Annotated in this window: 19 protein-coding genes and 2 tRNA genes; 13 read left to right on the top strand and 8 right to left on the bottom strand. The window is 39.8% G+C overall.

Features of this window, described 5'->3' with window-relative positions:
• Nucleotide 1: 1 nt before the first annotated feature.
• From ESB04_RS08185 to ESB04_RS08175, 3 genes are all read left to right on the top strand, one after another.
• Nucleotides 2–739, top strand: a complete 738-nt coding sequence (locus ESB04_RS08185) for a glycosyltransferase family 2 protein (protein ID WP_129027243.1) — start codon at nt 2–4, stop codon at nt 737–739.
• Nucleotides 740–762: 23 nt separating this feature from the next.
• Nucleotides 763–2,325, top strand: a complete 1,563-nt coding sequence (locus ESB04_RS08180) for a hypothetical protein (protein WP_164969622.1) — start codon at nt 763–765, stop codon at nt 2,323–2,325.
• A gap of 125 nt (nt 2,326–2,450) precedes the next feature.
• On the top strand, nt 2,451–2,813 hold the full coding sequence (locus tag ESB04_RS08175) for a hypothetical protein (protein WP_129027241.1): 363 nt from the start codon (nt 2,451–2,453) through the stop codon (nt 2,811–2,813).
• A gap of 114 nt (nt 2,814–2,927) precedes the next feature.
• On the opposite strand, the gene thrC is transcribed toward ESB04_RS08175, so the two are convergent.
• From thrC to ESB04_RS08155, 4 genes are read right to left on the bottom strand one after another with little or no spacing between them, the layout of a single operon-like run.
• Nucleotides 2,928–4,235 (bottom strand): threonine synthase, encoded by a 1,308-nt coding sequence (gene thrC, locus ESB04_RS08170; RefSeq protein ID WP_129027240.1) that lies wholly within the window; start codon nt 4,233–4,235, stop codon nt 2,928–2,930.
• A gap of 33 nt (nt 4,236–4,268) precedes the next feature.
• The gene (locus ESB04_RS08165) at nt 4,269–4,973 is read right to left on the bottom strand and encodes a 2-phosphosulfolactate phosphatase (RefSeq protein ID WP_129027239.1); all 705 of its coding nucleotides are present in this window, start codon (nt 4,971–4,973) and stop codon (nt 4,269–4,271) included.
• An 8-nt stretch (nt 4,974–4,981) separates the two neighbouring features.
• The gene (gene gcvT, locus ESB04_RS08160; RefSeq protein ID WP_129027238.1) at nt 4,982–6,070 is read right to left on the bottom strand and encodes a glycine cleavage system aminomethyltransferase GcvT; all 1,089 of its coding nucleotides are present in this window, start codon (nt 6,068–6,070) and stop codon (nt 4,982–4,984) included.
• 2 nt (nt 6,071–6,072) lie between these two features.
• Complete coding sequence (locus tag ESB04_RS08155; protein WP_129027237.1) at nt 6,073–7,083, bottom strand: M28 family peptidase; 1,011 nt, start codon at nt 7,081–7,083, stop codon at nt 6,073–6,075.
• Between the two features lie 235 nt (nt 7,084–7,318).
• On the opposite strand from ESB04_RS08155, the gene rnr reads away from it, so the two are divergent.
• Complete coding sequence (gene rnr, locus ESB04_RS08150; protein ID WP_129027236.1) at nt 7,319–9,580, top strand: ribonuclease R; 2,262 nt, start codon at nt 7,319–7,321, stop codon at nt 9,578–9,580.
• Nucleotides 9,581–9,649: 69 nt separating this feature from the next.
• Here rnr and ESB04_RS08145 read toward each other — a convergent pair whose 3' ends face one another.
• The 3 genes from ESB04_RS08145 to ESB04_RS08135 are packed head-to-tail and all read right to left on the bottom strand — an operon-like array spanning nt 9,650 to nt 11,509.
• Nucleotides 9,650–10,555 carry an aldo/keto reductase gene (locus ESB04_RS08145; RefSeq protein WP_129027235.1) on the bottom strand — a complete coding sequence of 302 codons (906 nt, stop codon included), beginning with the start codon at nt 10,553–10,555 and terminating at the stop codon, nt 9,650–9,652.
• Between the two features lie 4 nt (nt 10,556–10,559).
• Nucleotides 10,560–11,072, bottom strand: a complete 513-nt coding sequence (locus ESB04_RS08140; protein ID WP_129027234.1) for a D-glycero-alpha-D-manno-heptose-1,7-bisphosphate 7-phosphatase — start codon at nt 11,070–11,072, stop codon at nt 10,560–10,562.
• Entirely contained in the window at nt 11,072–11,509 is a 438-nt protein-coding gene (locus ESB04_RS08135) for a hypothetical protein (protein ID WP_129027233.1), read from the bottom strand. Before ESB04_RS08135 ends, ESB04_RS08140 begins: the two co-directional genes overlap by 1 nt.
• A gap of 111 nt (nt 11,510–11,620) precedes the next feature.
• On the opposite strand from ESB04_RS08135, the gene ESB04_RS08130 reads away from it, so the two are divergent.
• The 6 genes from ESB04_RS08130 (at nt 11,621) to tgt (ending at nt 20,051) form a co-directional block, all read left to right on the top strand.
• Complete coding sequence (locus ESB04_RS08130) at nt 11,621–12,019, top strand: DUF983 domain-containing protein (protein WP_129027232.1); 399 nt, start codon at nt 11,621–11,623, stop codon at nt 12,017–12,019.
• On the top strand, nt 12,019–13,095 hold the full coding sequence (locus ESB04_RS08125) for an LptF/LptG family permease (protein ID WP_129027231.1): 1,077 nt from the start codon (nt 12,019–12,021) through the stop codon (nt 13,093–13,095). Before ESB04_RS08130 ends, ESB04_RS08125 begins: the two co-directional genes overlap by 1 nt.
• Complete coding sequence (locus tag ESB04_RS08120) at nt 13,095–13,976, top strand: DMT family transporter (protein WP_129027230.1); 882 nt, start codon at nt 13,095–13,097, stop codon at nt 13,974–13,976. The genes ESB04_RS08125 and ESB04_RS08120 overlap by 1 nt, the downstream gene beginning before the upstream one ends.
• 81 nt (nt 13,977–14,057) lie before the next feature.
• The gene (locus ESB04_RS08115) at nt 14,058–15,170 is read left to right on the top strand and encodes a Gfo/Idh/MocA family protein (RefSeq protein ID WP_129027229.1); all 1,113 of its coding nucleotides are present in this window, start codon (nt 14,058–14,060) and stop codon (nt 15,168–15,170) included.
• 25 nt (nt 15,171–15,195) lie between these two features.
• Nucleotides 15,196–18,846, top strand: coding sequence for a PVC-type heme-binding CxxCH protein (locus tag ESB04_RS08110; RefSeq protein WP_129027228.1), 3,651 nt, complete (start codon nt 15,196–15,198; stop codon nt 18,844–18,846).
• A gap of 71 nt (nt 18,847–18,917) precedes the next feature.
• On the top strand, nt 18,918–20,051 hold the full coding sequence (gene tgt, locus ESB04_RS08105; protein ID WP_129027227.1) for a tRNA guanosine(34) transglycosylase Tgt: 1,134 nt from the start codon (nt 18,918–18,920) through the stop codon (nt 20,049–20,051).
• On the opposite strand, the gene ESB04_RS08100 is transcribed toward tgt, so the two are convergent.
• A complete protein-coding gene (locus ESB04_RS08100) occupies nt 20,052–20,522 on the bottom strand; it encodes an Lrp/AsnC family transcriptional regulator (protein ID WP_109321773.1) in 471 nt (156 codons plus the stop codon).
• Nucleotides 20,523–20,620: 98 nt separating this feature from the next.
• On the opposite strand from ESB04_RS08100, the gene ESB04_RS08095 reads away from it, so the two are divergent.
• From ESB04_RS08095 to ESB04_RS08085, 3 genes are all read left to right on the top strand, one after another.
• Nucleotides 20,621–20,696 (top strand) — tRNA-Gly (locus ESB04_RS08095).
• Between the two features lie 40 nt (nt 20,697–20,736).
• Nucleotides 20,737–20,822, top strand: a tRNA-Leu gene (locus ESB04_RS08090).
• Nucleotides 20,823–20,964: 142 nt separating this feature from the next.
• On the top strand, nt 20,965–22,230 hold the full coding sequence (locus ESB04_RS08085) for a serine hydrolase domain-containing protein (RefSeq protein ID WP_129027226.1): 1,266 nt from the start codon (nt 20,965–20,967) through the stop codon (nt 22,228–22,230).
• Nucleotides 22,231–22,277: the final 47 nt, after the last annotated feature.

Genomic DNA, 22,277 nt, shown 5'->3' with positions numbered 1-22,277 from the left:
TATGTCGAAACTAAGCATTGTCATACCTGCCTATAACGAAGAAGGCTCCATCATTGAGACTTTAGAGTCCCTCTATGCGGCCTTGAAATCAGAAGAAATTGACCATGAGATTGTTGTAGTTAATGACAATTCCAAGGATAAAACCTTATCGATATTAGAACAATTACAACAATCTATTCCCACCTTAAATTTTTATACTAACCCAGGACCCAACGGATTTGGTTATGCCATTCGCTACGGACTAGAACGATTTCAGGGAGATATAGTGGCAATCATGATGGCGGATTTATCTGATGACCCCAAAGACCTCATCGCCTTCTATCGATTAATGGTGGCCAAAAATTTAGACTGCGTATTTGGTTCCAGATTCATCAAAGGAGGAACAACCCAAGACTACCCAAAACACAAGTACATCATTAATCGATTGGCCAATACCCTGATCCGAATCTTGGTGGGTATTCCCTATAATGATTCAACGAATGCCTTTAAAATGTACCGAAAAAATACCATTGAGGGGCTAAAACCTTTTTTATCTGCACATTTTAATCTAACCATCGAGCTTCCTTTAAAAGCCATTATTAGAGGCTATTCATATGAAGTTTTACCTAATTCTTGGAAAAATAGAAAAGCAGGGCAATCCAATTTGAAAATTAAAGAAATGGGAAGCCGCTATTTGTTCATCTTATTGTATATCTTGATTGAGAAATACCTTTCTAGAAACGATTATTTGAAAAAATAATGCTTCCAACTCTTCCATCAACCATGCCCTCCAAGGAAAAACTAGCTTGGTTATTGGCTTTGGGAGCCATACTTTTTTTCCACTTTTACCGACTGCATCTTTATACCCTTAACTTCCCTAATTGGGGAGATGATTATGCCTTTTTGGAACTGATAGACTATGTGAAAAACCATAATTTGACAGAGAACATTTCCTATATTTTTCACTTCCATAATCAAATACATCGAATCGCTTATGCCAGACTTTGGGTTGTCATTCAATATGCCATTGGGGGCGAATTGAACTTCAAAACTGCCATTTTCTTGGCTAATCTACAACTCATCTTACTACTTATTCCTTTTCATTTATTCTTACAAAAAATCAAACGCTCTCCTTGGCATTTAATAGGTATTGCTTGCCTACTCTTTTCGCCATTGGGCAATTTAGACAACTATAATCTAATTGGCGTTTTACAGCATACGGGGTCAATCCTATTTTTGGTTTGGATAAGCTACGGTCTATTTTATGCTGAAAACTCTTTTTGGGTTCTTTTTTTAGCGCTTTGTTATCCCTTTGTCTCGACAGAAGGTCTCGCATTTTTGCCCATGGTAACTTATGTTTGGTGGACCAAAAATTCTAAGTTAAAAATTGTTTTTAGCCTTCTTGCCATCACGGTAATTGTCTTTTATTTCCATGATTATGTAGGAACAAGCAGCAGTAAAGGCTCCTTTTCATGGTTGCATTTAAAAGGTTTATTAATATTCTTAGGAAACTGGGCCTTACCTATTTCTGATTCCTTCAGAGCTTGGATTAACTTATTGGCTGGTACCCTAGTTTTACTCTATTTCACTTGGAAAATCATTGGCTCCATTAGCATCAAACTTTCCTTTCCTGCATTACTATTTCTTCAAGTTCTTGCCACGGGTGTGCTCATTTGCCTCGGTAGAGCAAGTATGGGAGATTTAGAGTTAATCACGCTATCAGACAGATTTTTACTTTATGGCCATATAACATTGCTTGCTGTTTATGGGAATTTACTCATAAATAAGAATTTCACCTTTCGCTTAGCTTGGGGCTTACTCCTTTCTGGTGCTTGGATGCTTGCCTCATTTTTTATGGCCAGAAGACCTTTGCAAGAAATTACTCTACGTTGGAAATCAGATCTACTTGGAGCTTATTTCTTTCAAAATGCTAGCTCTTACAATTGTCCTGAAGAAACAATACAATTACTAACTAAGTCCTATTTTAGCTTTAATCCATTAGAAATCCCCAAAAAACTTCCTGCTTTTCAAGAAAAAAATAATATCCAAATTCTTCCATTTAGACAAGAATTCAAAGATGGCCAATTAGCACTATCTTGGAAAAACCTTCCTGAAAAAAAATCCCAGACAGATCAGAGATTTATTGTAATTAAAGAGCTCCAAGCTCATAAAACCATTTTCAAAATAGCTGCTTTGGCAAATGATTATCCTAACCGAATCAAATTTAGCCAAGCAACATTGGGAGGAAATTCCAGCTCCACTAACGTGGAAATATACTTATTGAATCTATCCAAAGAGAAGATTACAAGAGCCCAATATGTATGTTCATTAACCCTAAATAATTGATTTTCTGGCAGTTTTGGTAATTTCTATCCATATTTAGAAAATTTTAGTTAATTTTCACTCGGCATGGAAATACTTACCGTTCATTAAAGAATGCCTCCCACTCTTCCAATCATTAATAAAATCTTATGAAATTTTTAAAGCACATTCCCACTTACCTGTTGGCATTCCTGTTTTTATTCGGAGGCCTAAATTTTTTCTTTGACTTCGTACCAGCACCTCCTTTATCAGGAAATCAGGCAACGTTTTTTAATTTGATGGTTCCTACAGGCTTTATGAGGATTGTCAAAATTTTAGAAATTCTAGGTGCCGTTTTATTATTATTCCCTTCAAAAAGAGCTCTTTCATTATTGATTCTTACCCCCATCGCCATCAATATCTTGTTACTCGAATGGCTTGTACTAGGTGGACTTGGTGCAGGACCACTGTTAATTATATTGATTGGAATTATCGCTTATCAGGAGTTTGATAAATTTAAGGCTTTATTATAGCCAATAATGGAATGGGAACAGTATCCAGTTTATTGGACAATAAACCCAAATTTTGATTCGTTCGAACAACGCTGTTAAGGTTTCAAACCTTGACAGCGTTGTTTAAACCATCATTTATTTCTTCAATAAATACTGCCTAAAACTGGCATAATCCGTTCCGAGAGAAATGGCTACTTTTTCTTTATTCAAAAGTGCCGACAAACGCTCTGGAACAGGAACTTGCTGACCCAATGTTGATTCTACAGTAGGTAGAAATTTAGCATAATGTGCCGTGGATAATAATATACCTGTATATTCCCCAGGGTTCTCCGATCGATACTGCTGTAAGCCATCATAAGCTACTGCTGTATGGGGACACATCACATAACCCGTTCTGTCATACACCTCTTTCATCCGCAGCTTGGTTTGCTCATCATTCGTAAAATAGCCTTTCACCAACTCTCTAACTTTTTCCCATTGCTCTCCAGCAAGCAGTTTCATCCTAATAAAATTGGAAGGATTCCCAACATCCATGGCATTCGAAAGTGTCTCGACACTAGGTTGTGGACTAAACTCCCCAGAACTAAGGTACTCAGGAACTACCTTATTTTCATTACATGCCGCCACAAAGGCCTTCACCGGAAGCCCCATTCGATAAGCCATTAATCCTGCACTTAAGTTTCCAAAATTCCCAGAGGGCACACTAAACACAATCGGCAATTTTAGACCTTTCCTCTTCGCTTCCGCATAGGCAGAAAAATAGTAAAAAGACTGTGGTATCAACCTCGATATATTGATAGAATTTGCCGATGCTAAATTAAATTTTGCCCTTAATTCTTCATCCAAAAAGGCTTGTTTTACTAACCTTTGACAGTCATCAAAAGTGCCATCTATTTCCAAAGCACTTACGTTTCCACCTAAAGTAGTTAACTGTTTTTCTTGAATGTCTGAAACCTTACCCTTGGGATATAAAATCGTTACAGAAATGCCTGGAGTATTAAAAAATCCTTGTGCCACAGCCCCTCCCGTATCTCCAGAAGTGGCCACTAAAATGCGAATTTCCCTATTAGATTTTAGCAAATAATGGGACATAATGGCCGCCATAAACCTTGCTCCAAAATCTTTGAATGCCATAGATGGTCCATGAAACAATTCCAATACTTGCACATCCTTCTCTAAATCAAACAAAGGTGCTGGGAATGTCATGGACTGACTAATCATTTGATGAATCTCCTCGAGACTCAAATCCTCTCCCAATAAATGCTGACATACCGCCTCTGCTATTTCTGGAAAGCTTTTATCCTGAATGGTTTCAAAAAATGAAGGGTCCATTTTTTCAATGGAAATGGGCATATATAAACCATTGTCAGGCGGCAAACCACGAAAGATTGCCTCCTCTAAGCTTACATCAGGACTTTGGTGTTGTGTACTATATAACTTCATCACATTACTTATTTCGGCCAATAGAATTTAAAATCAATCTAGCCTTAATTTATTTCCTTTTAAACGAGGAAGAATGGGGTATAAATCCCTCTCCAAGCAAAAACTAATATCCTTTTCAATCCCTAATCCCAATAAACGATTCACATGGGAAGATCCCTTCACCGCTTGAAGCATATTAGACGCAGCTTGATGATAGGTTCCCAAAGCCATCATAGCAGCATCATCTGCTACACGATAAGTACCCTGCAATAAATCAATCAATGCCCCCGCAAACAAGGTATCCTCCAAATTAGGCTTTCCCTTCCATCCTGCACAAACAATTAACGCATCCCCTTCCCACTGTTTCAACGCCTCTGCCACTCGAGAAATATTTAGAAATGCCCCTACAAACAAAGCAGGCGACTTTCTTGACTTCCTAATGGCTACCGTTCCATTGGTTGTGGTAACGCATATTTTGGATCCTTTGACCTTTTCAACCTGATAGCTAAAAGGTGAATTATCAAAATCAAAACCCTCTGGAGTCACCCCATTTCGCTCCGCAGACGTCAAATACCCTTTCAATCCATAAGCATGACATAAATCCATTTTCTCTACGGGAACAATTTCCTTTGCCCCATGTGCAAAAGCTGTCACCATACATGAAGTAGCCCTAAAAATATCTACGACCACAACTGCCAAATTAGGAATGTCATACAAATGAATCAGCTCTGGTGATAAACAAACGTCAATTTTCCTCATAGCTAAGTCTAGATAAAAGGCATTTTAACTATCACTGCCTTCAAGGATTTATCCCTGATTTGAACAAAAATTTCTGTTCCAATTTTGGCATATTCTGTTTTTACATAACCCATCCCAATTCCCTTGGATAAATTTGGCGACTGCGTTCCCGATGTTACTTCCCCAATAGATTCTCCTGCGGCATTGACCAAAGGATAATGCTGTCTGGGAATTCCACGATCAATCATTTCAAATCCTACCAATTTTTTCTTCGGGCCTTCTGCTTTAATCTTAGCATGAATATCTGAAGCAATAAAGGTTTTGTTGAATGAAGTAATCCAACCCAACCCTGCTTCAATCGGTGAAGTAGTATCATCAATATCATGTCCATACAAACAATAACCCATTTCGGTACGCAAGGTATCCCTAGCCCCTAATCCAATAGGCTTAATGCCGAATTCTTCTCCTGCCTGAAATATAGCGTTCCACATAGCCAAGGCTTCCTCATTCTTCACATAAATCTCAAATCCTCCCGCTCCTGTATATCCTGTATTAGAAATGATAATATCATCCATCCCTGCCATCTGATCTATGGTAAAAGCATAATAGGGAATAGCAGATAAATCCACCTCCGTTAATTTTTGAAGCACATTAATGGCATCTGGACCTTGAACCGCAAATAGACTATAATCATCGCTTAGATTAGTCATTTCTACACCAAATGAATTGTGCGATGAAATCCAATTCCAATCTTTTTCAATATTGGAGGCATTCACCACCAACATATACTCTTGCTCTGAAATTCTATATACCAACAAATCATCCACAATTCCTCCTTGCTCATTCGGCAAGCAGCTATATTGAACTTTCCCATCAACCAATTTAGAAGCATCATTTGAACAAACATATTGAATCAAATCCAGCGCCTTCGGCCCCTTCAATATAAATTCCCCCATGTGACTAACATCAAATACTCCCACTTTTTGGCGAACGCAAAAATGCTCCTCAATTAAATTTGAATACAAGACAGGCATGTTAAAGCCTGCAAAAGGAACCATTTTCGCCCCTAAAGCTACATGGGTGTCGTTCAAATGAACTTGTTGTAATTGTTCTGACATAGTTATTCTCGATATAATACTTGTAGTAATGTTTGCCCTACGGCATATAATGTCTTGGGATCAATAATGGACATATTGTCTCTATGTGTATGATGATATGGACCAAAAATATCCCCCATACTTCCGGGTGCCTGAGGTCTTAAGTCAATAATATCAATCATTTGAATCTTAGCGACCTCATTTACCGCTGTATGATCATCTGTAATTCCAGGCCCTTCTTCTTGAATAAATAAACTGCTAAAGCCTAAATCTTCTGCTGCCGACCATATAGACCTAACTACGCTCGGAGCATATTGCATGGATCCATATTCCTGAGGAAATACGGCTCCTTTGGCTCCTACCATGTCCAACAAAATTCCATAATATGGCCTATAATTCTGTGGGAAAATATGGGCCGCCCAATACTGAGATCCCAATGCCCAGGTATTCTGTACATTGGTTTCTACACCATGTGGCTCTCCTGTATCTTCTAAATCAAAAAACAAAAAATCTACCCCAACTGTCGTCTTTTTTTGTGCCGAGGAAAGTTGCCTAGCTAATTCAATCAATACCGCCACCCCACTTGCTCCATCATTCGCCGCATCAATAGGCTCATTTTTACGTACAGAATCTTTATCGGCCACAGCTCTGGAGTCCCAATGGGCTGCCAACAATATTCGCTTCCCAATCCCAGGCTGAAACTGTGCCATGATATTTGTTCCCTTCAATACTTTTCCCTCATAATTGGTGGCTGTAAACGGCTGCGTACTGACTTGTAATCCGTAAGATTTCAATTTGGCAATAATCCAATCTTGACAATTTTTATGAGCTACTGTTCCTGGGACCCTGGGACCAAAATCCACCTGCTGCTTGACATATGCATAAGCCGAATCTGGACTAAAATTCGGAGTTTCAACCAATTGAACAGCCGAAGGACTTGTCTCAGTACTTATTTTATTCGACTTAAACCAAAAAATCAGGCCAGAAGCTATAAAGACGACTAATAATACGAGAGCAATCTTGGATCGATTCATGTAATAAAAGGAAAAACAAGCTCAAAAGTACTAAATAGAATTAGGATTAGAGAATGAAGCCATTGGAATTAATCCGATTCAGCATCAATTTGCTAAATTGACCGCCTATGTTCCTTGAAGAATTTGTCAAAGCCCGTTATTCATGAATTTATTGATCCAAGAGGAAATAAACAATGGATAATCATTGTGTAGGTAAAAACCCGTACCTTCGGGATAGTTTTAAATTTCAATTTATATGCCAACTTCCCCAAAGGAACAACGTTTTTTGGCTGCTTTACAAAAAGAGATCCTGGAGTTTTTCGAATTAAACGACTACAGGTCCTACTCCATCAACCAAATTCATAAAGCTTTTGCTATTCGTGACCGCAAAACCAAGGAGCTTTATGCCGACATAGTACATAAACTTGCCTTAGAAAATCGATTGATTAAACAGTCAGACGGTAATTACCGATATGACAATGAGTCTTTCCAAACCGAAGGACGCGTGGATCACGTCAACGCCCGATTTGCCTTTGTCATCCCAGATGATGGAAGCAAAGACATTTGGGTAGCTACCAGTGATTTAATGAATGCCAAAGACGGAGATCGTGTACGTGTTCAAGCAAGAAAACCTTCAGAAAAAAAGAAAAATGACCGCCCAGAAGGTGAAGTCATTGAAATATTAGATAGAAAATCCTCCGAAATCGTGGGGGTCATTCAAGTTACTCCACATTACTCTTTCTTGATTCCCGACTCCAAAAAGATCTACGAAGATATCTATATCCCAAAAACAGAAACACTTGAAGCTAATCATTTGGATAAAGTGATAGTAGAAGTAACCCGTTGGGGAACCCCAGGAAAAAAGGCAGAAGGCCGAGTGATTAAAGTGTTGGGTAAATCTGGAGAGAATGAAACAGAAATGCACTCCATTTTGGCCGAATTTGGGCTACCATATGAATTCCCTGAACAGGTGGAATTGGCCGCCGAAGCGATACCGACTGAAATAAGTGCAGAAGAAATAAAAAGGAGAAAAGATCTCCGAAAAATCTTAAGTTTTACCATTGACCCCAAAGACGCCAAAGATTTTGATGATGCTATCAGCTACCAAAAACTGAAAAATGGGAACATCGAAATAGGAGTGCATATCGCTGACGTTTCTCATTACGTCAAACCAGGAAGTGTACTAGATCAAGAAGCTTACCGAAGAGCTACATCTGTGTACTTGGTAGACAGGGTGGTTCCTATGCTTCCGGAGAAGCTTTCCAATGGCCTATGTTCGTTAAGACCAAATGAAGATAAACTAACATTTTCTACTCTTTTTGAGTTTGATCCAAATGGAATCATCGTCAAAGAATGGTTTGGGAAAACCATCATTCATTCTGACCGACGATTTGCCTATGAAGAAGCGCAGGTGCTCATTGAACATGAAGGAGAAAGTACGGATCCCTATGAGCCTGTCATCAAAGATCTCAATCGAATAGCCAAAAAATTAAGGGAACACCGATTCAGTCATGGCTCCGTTAATTTCGAAACTGTGGAGGTAAAATTTGAATTGGACGAGCATGGAACGCCTTTGGCCGTATTTCCCAGAGAGAGAAAAGATGCCCATAAATTAATCGAGGAATTCATGTTGATGGCCAACAAAAAAGTAGCCGAATATGTGCATGAATTGAAGAAAACCGAACCTCGCAACACGATGGTGTATCGAGTACATGAAGCTCCTGACCCAGAAAAATTACGAGTATTTTCTGCTTTTGCTAAAAAGTTTGGCTATCAAGTTTCTACCGAACCCAAACAAGTTTCTCAATCCTTCAATGCCTTGATGGAAAATGTGGAAGGTAAGGCAGAAGAGCATGTATTACAGAGTTTGGCCGTAAGAACTATGTCAAAAGCCCGATACAGTACAGATGCTATTGGGCACTTTGGCCTAGCTTTCCCTTTCTATTCTCATTTTACCAGCCCTATCCGTAGGTATCCCGATGTGATGACACATCGATTATTACAATTGTATTTAGAAAAAGGGAACTCCCCTGAAAGAGCCCCTCTGGAAATTCAGTGTAAGCATTGTTCAGATCGAGAAAAACTAGCGGCTGATGCAGAAAGGGCTTCGGTTAAATACAAACAAGTGGAGTACATGGCTTTACATGAACCACAAATATTTGATGGTATCATTACTGGTGTAACTGAATTTGGAATCTTTGTGGAAATCGGAGAAACCTCTTGCGAAGGGCTAGTAAGAATGGTTGACCTAAACGATGATTATTACGATTTAGATAAGGAAAATTACCGAATTGTTGGGAAATCCAATGGCCGAGTGTTCTCCTTTGGAGATGCAGTCAAAGTAAAAGTCCGTGATACTAATTTGGCCAAAAGAACCATCGACTTAGAACTAGTTGGAATGAGATCCAATGGTCAGCGATTTGAAAATAATCGCATAAGAAAGAGACAAAGCCGTTCAAGCCACGTGATACCCAGAGGAAAATCCAGAAAAAATAACATCGGAAGGAAAAGAAGATAAAAAATGAGACTTATTCCAATCAAATGAAATAAGTCTCTTCATTACATTATAGTCAATTTTTAATGCCTATTAATCCAGCACAGCTGGGGAAGGACGGGTAGTATGGTATAATTCATACCAATCTTGATGATCCAATTTAACACTGAAGGAGTTTACGATATTCCGAATACGATTTTCTTCCAGAGTACCAATCAATGGCAATGCTCCTAACTTCACAATCCAAGCTACTGCAATGGATTCAATATTACTAGAATATTTTTCTGCCATCTCCACTAATTTCTTACGCACCTTTAAAGCCAACTCATCTGTTCCATGTTCAATTCGGCCACCTGCTAAAGGAGAAACGGCCAAGGGGCGCATATACTTTTGCTTGACATAATCCAATGCCCCATTATCCAAAGCAGCTGTTTGTAATAAATTCAAATCTATGTGATTAGACACGACAGGAATCGATAAATATGACTCCAACAATTGATGCTGATATACAGAAAAATTGGATACTCCGATATTCTTTACCTTACCTGAACTCTTTAATTTTTCCAAAGCTAAGGCCGTACTTTCTAGGTCAGACAAAGGGTCCAATTGATCCAATAAAAAGACATCCAAATAATCCGTCTGAAGATTCTTTAAGGAGTTTTCCACGCTTTTGGTAATATGAGCAGCTGAGCTATCCACATGGCTCACTCGAATCTCGGGCTTAGATGGATCAGGCACATTCACCCCACATTTGGAAAATAAGACTATGTCACTACGCTTAAACGATTTGGTGGCTAATACTTTCCCAAATTGACCTTCACAACTATATTTCCCATAGCGATCAGCGTGATCAAAAGTATTAATTCCCAATTCTAGACATAAATGAACAATCTTATCCATGTCTTTTTGGCTATTCGCACTTTCCTTTTCCCATCTCCAAAATCCATAAATGGCTGGAGAAACCTTAGGACCTGCGTCACTTAAATATATTTTTTCCATGATACTATGATAATATGATCTTAGATGCTGCTAATAAATCTTTTACTACGTAATTGGCTTCAGTAAGCGTACCCTCTTCGGCAATACGGATGGTCCTAAGACCCGCTCGTTTTCCTGCTAGTACATCTCTTTCATGATCTCCTACCATGTAGGATTGACTCATGTCTACATGATATTTTGCTACCGCTTTTTCAATTAATAAAGACCCTGGTTTCCTCGTTAATGAAGCGCTATCGTATAATTCATGATAAGGACAAAAATACAGATCATCCAACCTTCCTCCACATGCTTCTTGTAAAGCCTCATGTATAAGCCAAACATCCTTTCTCTCATATATTCCCTTGGCAATACCACTTTGGTTGGTAATCACAATCAATAAATACCCCGCATCCTTCAATACTTTCAAGGCTTCCACTACTCCATCAGGAATCACAAAATGACCTAGGTGATACACGTAATCCACACGATCCACATTTAATACACCGTCGCGGTCCAAAAATACGCACTTATTGGTCATTAGGCTAGACGACTCCAAGGAATACGGCTTAGAATCAATAAAAGAGCAATACCAAATAATAACCACGCATTCTTGTGCTTTTGTGCGTCAGCAATAGCTTTTTTGTTTTTAGAATACGCAATCGTAACTAAAATAGCCGCTAATATATTCACTGTAATATGCTCTACCGCGATTAATCTGACCGCTGGGTCTTTCATCGCCGCTCCAAAATCTGCAAATGCCGCTTGTGTGATTGGACTAAATACAAAATACAACAATAACCCAATTAAAAGCTGGGTATGAACTGATATTAAGAAAAACAAACCTGATTTTCTGTCAGATTCAGTAAATGGCGCCGCTGATTGAGCTCCTTTAAAACCTCGATAAATGGCTAAAACGCCTAGGATTAATACGAGCCAACGTAAATAAGAATGAACATTTAATAAAATAGGATACATAAGATGGTATAGTTTAGTTGTTTACAAAGATACAAATTCCCCTAAGATGCCCGCCCGCTTTCGAGTTAATCCTTGAATTTTCTTTACCTTTGTACCTTTAACCGAAAAATTATGTCAAACCCATCTAAATTGGCAGCCACCATTAATGCCCGTTGTCCTCAATGCCACGAAGGCCGAATTTTTACTTATAAATGGTGGAATATTTTCAAATTTAGCCAGATGAATGAACACTGTCCATCTTGTGGTTTACGCTATGAAGTGGAGCCTGGATTTTTCTTTGGTGCCATGTATATATCTTATGCCTTTACAGTAGGCATCATGATTGTGGGAGGTATCATCATCTACAATTTCTTTGGTGACCCATCTGCTGAGGGATATATCATCCCTATTACACTTGTTTCTGTCATCATGGTACCATTTAATTTCCGCATGGCCCGGGTGTTGTTCATACACTTGTTTTCCATGGTTAAATATAAAAGTGACGCTGCCGGTACTGCTCCAAGCAAATAATGAAAATATTAGATCTATACATTTTAAAAAAATTTCTGAAAACATACGTTTTCGCTGTTTTTCTAATTGTATTGATTGTGATGGTGATTGACTACACGGAAAAAATCGATGATTTTATTCGTAAACAAGCCCCATTAAATGAGATTATTTTCGACTACTACTTAAATTTTATTCCTTACTGGGCCAATTATATTAGCCCTTTGATGGTATTTATAGCCACGGTATTCTTCACCGCTAACCTGGCTGCTAAAACTGAAATTATCGCCATTTTAAGTTCTGGAGTAAGTTTCACCCGACTCATGAGACCTTACCTCATAGGTTCAGGAATCATTGCCGTAGGTACTTTCATTATGATTGGTTGGATTGTACCCAATGCCAACAAAATTCGGGTACCCTTTGAACACAGGTACATCAACAATACCTATTTCTTTGATAAGCGGGACGTGCACATTAAAATTGCCCCGGAAATATACGCCTACATTGAAAGCTACGATAACAGTACCAATACGGGCTATCGATTCAGTTTAGAAAGAATTTCCAACAATGAAATCAAAGAAAAGTTGATGTCAGACCACATCACATGGGACTCTGTCAGAAAAAAGTGGACCATTCATGATTACCGAATCCGTAATCTGGAAGCGGGAAAAACGGGTATTGTTTTTGGGACCAAAATAGACACTACATTAAATCTTTTCCCCAAGGACTTTCAGAATAAGCACTTATTGCATGAAACCTTCACCCTGCCCGAGCTTGAAAGACATATTCAACTAGTTCGATCACGTGGTGCTGACGGGATAGAGGTATTCTTAATTGAAAAATACTTACGATTTGCTAATCCCTTTTCAGTTATCATACTTACCATCATCGGCTTTTTGGTTTCTGCCAGAAAATCAAGAGGTGGCGTGGGATTTCAAATCGCCTTAGGTTTTTCTTTGGCCTTTGTCTACATCCTATTTTTCATGATGAGTAAAGGAATTGCTGAAGGTGGAGGAATGCCCCCCCTTTTAGCCGTGTGGTTACCCAATATCATATTCGGGGGAATTGGCGTAGGACTTTATTACACCCTTCCTAGATAATGAAACAAGCGCCAAGGCTTTTAGACTATTTGAAGATTCACTTCATTGTGATCTTGTACGCATTTACTGCCATTTTAGGAAATGCGACTCAAGCTAATGCGCTGAGTATCGTGTTTTTTCGCTGCGTCATTAGCTCCATTTTTTTACTGGCCATACTTCGATTTCAACAGGTAAATTTCAAAGTTCCAAGTAAAATATTGTACCAATGGATTCTAAATGGATTTTTTATTGCCCTCCATTGGCTTCTCTTTTTTGGCGCAGCTAAAGTTTCCACGGTAGCCATGTGTTTGGCAGGATTATCAACTCAAACCTTTTGGACAAGCCTATTGGAACCTTGGACCAAAAAAGAAAAAATAAAAAGAGTAGAAGTATTTTTGGGCGTGCTAGTCATCATTGCCCTTCTCATTATTTTTTCGGTAGAACAAGCCCAAGCTCTCGGACTGATGATGGGCATTGCCTCTGGTTTCTTTGGTGCTTTATTTTCGGTGATTAACGGAAAATATACTCACCAATATGACCCTCGACTCATAACTGTCTACGAAATGATCACCGCAGGGATCATCACAGGAATCATTTGGATTTATGGCTATGCGGTTCAAATGCCCCATTATTTACCTGTCAATCTAGATTGGCTATGGATCAGTATTTTAGCCATCGTTTGTACCGTATATGCCTACACTGAAACCATCCGGTTGTACCGAGTATTTTCGGTATTTTCCATCAATCTGGTTATCACCTTAGAACCCGTTTATGGTATTTTACTCGCGGTGTTTATTTTTGGAAGCAAGGAAATCATGCACTCCGGTTTCTATTGGGGCACTGCGCTGTTAGTGATTACGGTCATGATTCACCCTTTCCTGACAAATCGAAATAAAAAATAGTAAAAAAATTCAGATATTGCCTTATAATAAACATGAGAAGTATTTAAGTATACCTGTCTAATTTAAATCTTACTTTCTACTATGAAAAAATTTAATCTTGCCATTGTTGGCTTAGGATTTGGAGCGGAATTCATCCCCATTTATTTAAAGCACCCATTGGCCAATATGTATGCCATTTGCCAAAGAAATGAGGAAAAACTCAATTCCATTGGCGATGCATACGGAATTACAAATCGATATACGGACTTTGAAAAATTAATCCAAGATCCCAATATCGACGTAGTTCACATTAATTCTCCCATACATTTACATGCCCAGCAAACCCTTCAAGCCTTATTGGCAGGAAAGCATGTGGCGTGCACGGTACCTATGGCAACTACCGTAGAAGAATGTAAGGCTATTGTAGAGGCAAGCCGTAAGATGGGCAAAAAGTACATGATGATGGAAACCGTGGTATATTCTCGCGAGTTTTTATACATCAAAGAGTTATATGAAAAAGGAGAACTAGGGAAGATTCAATTCCTAAAAGGCTCCCACCAACAAGACATGGATGGATGGCCAGATTATTGGCCAGGTTTACCTCCTATGCACTATGCCACTCACTGCGTAGGACCCGTAGCTGGACTTTTACGCCTTGAGGCAGAATATGTTTCCTGCTTTGGCTCAGGTACTATCCGTGAAGAATTAATTCAACATTATAATTCTCCATTTGCCGTAGAGTCAGCCCATATCAAATTCCGTAATTCAGACCTGTGTGCTGTCGTTTATCGCTCACTCTTCGATGTGGCTCGTCAGTATAGAGAAAGTTTTGAAGTATATGGTTCCAAAAAAAGTGTGGAATGGCCATTAATTGAGGGCGAGGAGTTGGTCGTTCATACTGCCAAAAAGCCAGAGCCTGAGATTCCAGAAAAAGTTGTCACTCCTGATTTTGCCCATTATTTACCTGAAGAAATCCAACGATTTACGACCAAAGGAGTGTACGATGAAAGCGAAAACACACACCTTTCATTCACCCAAGGCGGAGGACATGGAGGCTCACACCCTCATTTGGTTAATGAGTTCTTACAAGCATTGGCCCAAGATCGTGATCCATTCCCGAATGCACCGCAGTCGGCCAACTGGACCTCTGTCGGCATATTAGCCCATGAATCAGCTTTACAGGGCGGTAAAATTATCGAAATTCCTGAATTTTAATCCTTCCCCAATTGGTAATAATCACATGAAAAAACTTACCTGTTTTCTGTTAGTATTTGTAGCAACATTTCAGCTGCTGGCTCAAAATTCCAGGCCTAGGAGATTGGAAATGCTTTTTTTGGGAGATCGTGGACATCATAAACCATTGGACCGCTTTCCTGCCTTACAATCAGCATTAGGAGTAAAAGGCATCAACCTAACTTATACCGCATCATTAAATGATTTAAACCCTAGCTACTTAAACAAGTTTGACGGTTTGATCATTTTTGCTAACCATGATTCCATACCAAAGCCACAAGAAAAAGCGCTTTTGGACTACATTAGTTCTGGGCATGGATTAGTGGCTTTACATTGCGCATCCTTCTGTTTCAGAAATTCCCCGGAATATATGAAAATGGTCGGGGGGCAGTTTTGGCGCCATAAAATGGATTCAATCCGCATCCAGAATGTACAGCCCCAACATCCAGTGCTAAAAGGATTTCCTGGGATTAAAACAATCGATGAAACTTATTTGCACAGTCAATTACAAGCAGATAACATAGTAATTCAATCCAGAATCATTGGGCCTGAACAGGCAAATGATAAACCTGGCCAATCAACCGAGCCTTATACTTGGGTAAGAAGTTATGGTAAAGGAAACGTCTTTTACACGGCCTATGGGCACGATGAAAGAACTTGGGAAACCGAAGGCTTCCAAACTTTAGTAGAAAAAGGAATCTTATATGCTGTAGGGAAAGACAAAGTTGCCCTCTTGGAAAATCTGAGATTAGCTCCTCTTGCCTATAAGGAAGCCAATTTGCCTAATTACGAGAAAAGACAAGGGCCACAATTACAACAGCTACCACTTAGTCCTGAAGAGTCTGTTAAATACATTCAAATTCCGGTAGACTTTAACTTAAGTGTTTTTGCGGCAGAACCTGATGTCATGCACCCAATTGCCATGGCTTGGGATGAAAAGGGTCGCTTATTTGTACTAATCACCAAAGACTATCCAAATGAACGAAAAAATTCGGGAGGAAGCGACTACATCTTAATGTGTGAGGATACTAACCACGATGGTAAAGCCGATAAATTTACCCGATTTGCTGATGGTTTAAGTATTCCAACAGGGATGGTTTTTGCCAACGGTGGACTCATCGTTTCTCAGGCTCCTCATATTTTATTCTTAAAAGATACCGACGGAGATGATAAAGCCGATGTAAAACAAGTTCTAATCACAGGATTTGGAACGGGAGATACCCATGCTGGTCCTTCTAATTTGCATTACGGTTTTGATAACTGGATCTGGGGATCAGTAGGTTACTCTGGATTTAAAGGAAAAGTAGGAAATGATTCCCTACAATTTGGCAATGCCTTTTTCCGCTTTAAACCAGATGGTTCCAAAATGGAACATGTGACGAATACCTCCAATAATACCTGGGGATTTGATTTCAATGAAGCGGGTGATGCTTTTGGGTCCACGGCCAACAACTCCCATGGCTGGTATATTCCTATTCCGAATAAAAACATCTGGCAAGCTCCATTTTCTTTCAACGGAAGTAAGAGTACTGATACCCACAAAGACATGAAAACTATCACCAAAAAGGTGCGTCAAGTAGACGTATTTGGTGGTTTTACGGCAGCAGCTGGACATAATTTCTATTCGGCTAGAGCTTTTCCTAAAAAGTACTGGAATAAAATTGCCTTCGTGTCAGAGCCTACTGGGCACGTAGTTCACCAAAATAAAATGGTTAGAACCGGTAGTGATTACAACGACGAGGAGGCCTTTAATTTATTAGCGGGTGCTGATGAATGGGTTTCCCCCGTATTCGCTCAAGTAGGTCCGGATGGAGCCGTTTGGATTGCCGATTGGTACAGTTTCATCATTCAACATAACCCCGTTCCTAAAGGATTTACCAATGGATCGGGTAATGCTTATGAAACAGATTTACGTGATTATACCCACGGACGTATCTACCGAGTAGGGTGGAACCAGGCTCCAGCTTATCAGCCCATCCAATTGTCTAGCAACGACCCAGCAGCCTGTGTTAAGGCCTTATCTAATTCCAATTTATTCTGGAGATTACATGCTCAACGTTTATTGGTAGAACGTGGCAAAAAAGATGTAGTACCGGCTCTATTAGCATTAATTGCCAATAAAAAAGTCGATGAGATAGGCTTAAATGTGGGTGCAATTCATGCTTTAAGAACCTTAGATGGATTAGGAGCCTTGGATCTTCCTGCTGTTAAATTAGGACTAAGCCAAGCCTTAAGTCACCCTAGTGCAGCAGTACGCAAAAATGCCGTTCAAATTTTACCTAGAACGAATGCCGGAGCCAAATTATTGATTCAAAAAAATGTCCTAAATGATTCCGATACGTTAGTTGCCCTTCACGCGGTATTAGCCAGCATAGAGATGCCAGATAGTCCTGAGTTAAGCAAAGCCATGGAAGCGAAGATTGCTAAAGAACAAAACAACCGCGATCGCTGGTTGCCTGAAGCTTTCTCTGCTTGGATTATGGCCAAAGGTGGGCAAAGAATGAAGGATTTTATTGTAGCTGAAGGTAAAAGAAAACCTGTAGCTGCTGCGGAAAAAGTAGGTAAAGAATTGAACAATCCTAGCACAGACGGACAGAGTTCCGGCTTAGATTTAGTCGTTACGGAAGTTCAAATCAGGGGAGGTCAATTTAAATTGAGAGAAAACTCAAGTTTTGTGATTCGCATCAAAAACAAAGGAGATCAAGCCTTAGCTAAGGGAACAGTTCTACCTGTATTCTTAAAAATTGAGGGAATGGGTCGCCGAGTGGATATGGAATCATTCACTTTTACCGATGGAGTTGCCCCAGGAGAAACAGTATCGGTAACTAAAAATACCAATGGTCCATGGACTGGAAATTTTGGTTGGACAGCCGATATTGCTGGTTCATACCAAATGGAAATCCAAATTGACAAAGTAGGTGTTTTACCAGAAAGTGTTCGTAACAACAATACTTACCGCAAAGCATTAGAAGTAAGCGGGCCAAGCTCCCTTAATGTGTATATGATCGAAAAGGTCTTCCGTGGCGGAGCTTCTGTTTGGTCTGGTGACGAATTGGTAAACCACCTAAAAAGTATGGAAATAATTGAATCCCCTGCCTTTGGTGCGGCATTGAAAGGGGCATCTGCTACTTGGAATGCCAAAAAAGAGCCTCATTTGTCGGCAGAAAACCTAGCTTATTTCAAAAAAATTGGAGCATCTATTCGTCCTAGTGATTACGATTACTATGAGCGCCTTGCTACTACTTGGAAAATAGAGGTCGCTAATCAAAATAGCGCAACTAATGTAGTCAGAAAGGTCATCAAAACCGTAAAAGAAGCCATGCAATTTGACATCAGGGAATTCAGTGTTCCGGCTGGTGCTAATGTGGAAATCATTTTTGAAAACATCGACGCCATGCAACATAATTTGGTCATTGGTCAAATGGGAAGTCAAGAAAAGATTGGTTTAGCTGCTGATAAAATGATCACGGCTGCAGACGGAGCTCAAAAAAATTATGTTCCTAGTATTCCAGAAGTAATCGCTTACACCGCTTTGGTAGACCCAGACGGAAGAGCAAAATTGGTTTTCAAAGCCCCTAATACCAAAGGAAATTATCCTTATTTGTGTACATTCCCGGGCCACTGGAGAATCATGAATGGAGTTATGAAAGTGGAATAATTCCCTTCCAAAACAAATAAGCGGTACATGTTAACTCATGTACCGCTTTATTTTTTCCCTACCTTTGTGGCATGAAATTTGAGATCCAATCCACAGATGCCCATTCCAAGGCTAGAGCAGGTAGTTTACATACGGACCATGGAGTTATTCAAACTCCTATTTTCATGCCAGTAGGCACAGCAGGTACCGTAAAAGGGGTACATATCTCAGAACTGTCGGATCCAATCCACGCTCAAATTATCCTAGGAAATACTTACCATTTATACTTGAGACCCGGCTTGGAAGTCATGGAAGCCGCTGGAGGATTACACCAATTTAATTCTTGGAACGGCCCCATTTTAACGGATTCAGGTGGTTACCAAGTTTATTCATTAGCTGGAACTGGCCGAAAAATTGTGGAAGAAGGTGTCAAATTTAAATCGCACATCGACGGTAGTACCCATTTCTTTAGTCCAGAATCGGTCATGGATATTCAAAGAACCATTGGGGCAGATATCATCATGGCATTTGATGAATGCACGCCTTATCCTTGTACCTATGAATATGCGCGTAAATCCATGCAAATGACGCACCGCTGGCTAGATCGTTGCATCCATAGATTTGAAGCCACAGAGCCCAAGTATGGACACAGTCAAGCCCTTTTCCCCATTGTTCAAGGAAGTGTTTTTAAAGATTTGAGAAAAATTTCTGCCGAATACATCGCAGAAAAAGAAGCCTTTGGAAATGCCATTGGTGGATTATCTGTGGGGGAACCTGTAGAGGATATGTATGAAATGGCCGATGAGGTAACGGATATTTTACCCAAAGACAAACCTCGCTATTTGATGGGGGTTGGAACTCCTGCCAATATTTTGGAAGGTATCGCGCTGGGAATTGATATGTTTGATTGTGTCATGCCAACTCGAAATGCCCGCAATGGAATGATTTTCACCACTCAAGGGATCATTAACATCAAAAATGAAAAGTGGAAATCAGATTTTTCAGTCATTGACCCCGCCTTTGTGGATACAATACATGGTCAATACAGCAAAGCCTACCTTCGTCATTTAATCCGTTGTGAAGAAATGTTGGGCGCTATGATTGCCAGCGTATGTAACCTCCGCTTTTATTTGTGGCTGGTGGGAGAAGCCCGTAAAGAGATTTTACAAGGAACCTTCACTATTTGGAAAAATCGCATGATTCCTCAACTCATGCAACGTCTCTAATCAAGGAATTGGTAATACTTTGGATTCTTTAAAGGTAGATAAAATCACCATGGTAGAGGTTGCAGAGACTTCCTCTATTTCATTGATTTTTTCCAACATCAGTTTCTGGTAGGTAGAGATATCTTTAGAAATAATCTTTAACATAAAGTCTCCCGCTCCCGTCACATGGTGGCATTCTATCACCTCTGGAATTTGATTGATCTGACGAACAAATGATTCTGTCACTTGCTTTTTGTGGCCTGTCAATGTCACTGTCACAAAGGTCGTTACACCTAAACCAACCTTATCACGGTCCACTTGAGCATGGTAGCTCTGAATGATTCCAAGGCTTTCTAGCTTTTTAACGCGTTCTAAGGTGGGAGCAGGAGAGAGGCCTATTTCCTTCGACAATTGGGCATTGGTAATTTTGGCGTTTTGTTGCAAAATTTCCAGTAATTTGTGATCGGTTTGATCGAGTTTCGTGATGTTCATGGAATAATCGAAAAAACAAAATTAGAGAATATTTAAGGGAAATTTACGTTTACTCTTGCATAAATAAGCAAAGGTTCTTAATTTTGCCCCACGAAAATGCGAAAGTAGCTCAGCTGGTAGAGCGCGACCTTGCCAAGGTCGAGGTCGCGGGTTCGAACCCCGTCTTTCGCTCCACTTGGAAGCACCCCACGGTGCTTTTGAGTTTTACAGGGCCGCCTGGGTGGTGGAACTGGTAGACACGCAGGACTTAAAATCCTGTGAGCCGAAACGCTCGTATGGGTTCGATTCCCATCCCAGGTACGATAATCGACATGAACCCTTCCAATTCTTGGAGGGGTTTTTTGTTGGACATAAATCCCATTCTAGGGGATAAAATTTCCTTCATTATTATTCTTCCTATTTTCCTTTTAACTTAGAATAAAATCTAAAAACCATCTAAGCCATGAAAAAAGCTTTACTACTCCTTGCCTTCTTATTCATTAGCCTGACCCATTGGGGCCAAGTGCTTTCTCCTATCATTAAGCCTCATCCCTCTATCGACAATCAGCGATTAGCTTACATTGATACCGTATTAAAGCAATATGTGGAAAAAAATTGGTTGACTGGAGCAGTTACTTTGGTCATCAAGGACAATCAAGTGGTTCATTACAAGGGTCATGGGTATTTAGATGTAAACTCTAAAAAGCCTATGCCTGCTGATGCCATCTTCCGTATCATGAGTCAAACTAAGGCTATTACTAGTGTAGGCATCATGCAATTATATGAAAAGGGGAAATTTAGCCTTGATCAATCCATTGGAGATTTCATCCCTGAATTTAAAAAACCCAAAGTCATCCAAGACTATAATCCTGCCGATACCTCTTATACTTTCATCAACGCCAAAAGAGAAATCACCTTCCGCGATTTATTGACTCATAGTTCTGGCATTGGCTATGCGGATATTGGTTCCGACCGAATGAAGGCGATATATGCCAAAGCGGGTGTTCCTTCAGGATTGGGAACATTCAGAGCCAATCTCTTAGAAAAAATGAAAATCCTGGGCAAATTACCTTTGGAGCACCAACCGGGTGAAAAGTTTACTTATGGTTTAAATACCGATTTATTGGGCTGCTTGATTGAGGTCATTAGCGGTCAAAGTCTCGAGGAATACCTACAAAAAAATATCTTTGACCCACTGGGCATGAAAGATACGTATTTCAATGTTCCAGGAGAAAAAGCGAGCCGACTTCCCGGTGTGTACACAGAAGATGCCCAAAAAAATATCATCGCTTGGGCGCCTACTTTTAGAAACATCAATCCCAATTATCCATTGGATAAAAAGTCGTATTTCTCAGGTGGTGCTGGACTTTCTTCCACAGCATTTGACTATGGTATTTTCCTACAAATGCTCTTAAATGGTGGTAAATACAGCGGAAAACAAATTCTTGGAAGAAGAACTGTGGAACTCATGATAAGTCCACAATTAGACTTCATCAAAGACGGTGCCGATAATTTTGGTCTTGGATTCTCCATTACTTCTGAACGCTCCAGCCATTTACATGGCAGAAACAAGGGTTCTTTTAACTGGGGTGGATATTATGGAACAAGCTATTGGGCTGACCCTAAAGAAAATATGATTTGCCTCATCATGACACAGCATACACCCAATTCCCATGGTGATTACAGCAGAAAGGTGGAAAATATCATTTATAGCAGTTTGCTGCGCTAAGATTTGCCAACGTGAAATTGTCGCCGTAGATTTGTCCACTTAGAATT

Origin of the sequence: Aquirufa rosea, assembly GCF_004118285.1 — a bacterium.
GTDB classification, from domain to species: domain Bacteria; phylum Bacteroidota; class Bacteroidia; order Cytophagales; family Spirosomataceae; genus Aquirufa; species Aquirufa rosea.
The sequence above is the reverse complement of the archived record's forward strand: the minus strand, read 5'-3'. Positions and strand labels throughout refer to the sequence as shown.

Coding starts and splice junctions, on each gene's coding strand:
- ESB04_RS08185 (WP_129027243.1), top strand. CDS start 2: ATGTCGAAACTAAGCATTGTCATACCTGCCTATAACGAAGAAGGCTCC.
- ESB04_RS08180 (WP_164969622.1), top strand. CDS start 763: ATGCCCTCCAAGGAAAAACTAGCTTGGTTATTGGCTTTGGGAGCCATA.
- ESB04_RS08175 (WP_129027241.1), top strand. CDS start 2,451: ATGAAATTTTTAAAGCACATTCCCACTTACCTGTTGGCATTCCTGTTT.
- thrC (WP_129027240.1), bottom strand. CDS start 4,235: ATGAAGTTATATAGTACACAACACCAAAGTCCTGATGTAAGCTTAGAG.
- ESB04_RS08165 (WP_129027239.1), bottom strand. CDS start 4,973: ATGAGGAAAATTGACGTTTGTTTATCACCAGAGCTGATTCATTTGTAT.
- gcvT (WP_129027238.1), bottom strand. CDS start 6,070: ATGTCAGAACAATTACAACAAGTTCATTTGAACGACACCCATGTAGCT.
- ESB04_RS08155 (WP_129027237.1), bottom strand. CDS start 7,083: ATGAATCGATCCAAGATTGCTCTCGTATTATTAGTCGTCTTTATAGCT.
- rnr (WP_129027236.1), top strand. CDS start 7,319: ATGCCAACTTCCCCAAAGGAACAACGTTTTTTGGCTGCTTTACAAAAA.
- ESB04_RS08145 (WP_129027235.1), bottom strand. CDS start 10,555: ATGGAAAAAATATATTTAAGTGACGCAGGTCCTAAGGTTTCTCCAGCC.
- ESB04_RS08140 (WP_129027234.1), bottom strand. CDS start 11,072: ATGACCAATAAGTGCGTATTTTTGGACCGCGACGGTGTATTAAATGTG.
- ESB04_RS08135 (WP_129027233.1), bottom strand. CDS start 11,509: ATGTATCCTATTTTATTAAATGTTCATTCTTATTTACGTTGGCTCGTA.
- ESB04_RS08130 (WP_129027232.1), top strand. CDS start 11,621: ATGTCAAACCCATCTAAATTGGCAGCCACCATTAATGCCCGTTGTCCT.
- ESB04_RS08125 (WP_129027231.1), top strand. CDS start 12,019: ATGAAAATATTAGATCTATACATTTTAAAAAAATTTCTGAAAACATAC.
- ESB04_RS08120 (WP_129027230.1), top strand. CDS start 13,095: ATGAAACAAGCGCCAAGGCTTTTAGACTATTTGAAGATTCACTTCATT.
- ESB04_RS08115 (WP_129027229.1), top strand. CDS start 14,058: ATGAAAAAATTTAATCTTGCCATTGTTGGCTTAGGATTTGGAGCGGAA.
- ESB04_RS08110 (WP_129027228.1), top strand. CDS start 15,196: ATGAAAAAACTTACCTGTTTTCTGTTAGTATTTGTAGCAACATTTCAG.
- tgt (WP_129027227.1), top strand. CDS start 18,918: ATGAAATTTGAGATCCAATCCACAGATGCCCATTCCAAGGCTAGAGCA.
- ESB04_RS08100 (WP_109321773.1), bottom strand. CDS start 20,522: ATGAACATCACGAAACTCGATCAAACCGATCACAAATTACTGGAAATT.
- ESB04_RS08085 (WP_129027226.1), top strand. CDS start 20,965: ATGAAAAAAGCTTTACTACTCCTTGCCTTCTTATTCATTAGCCTGACC.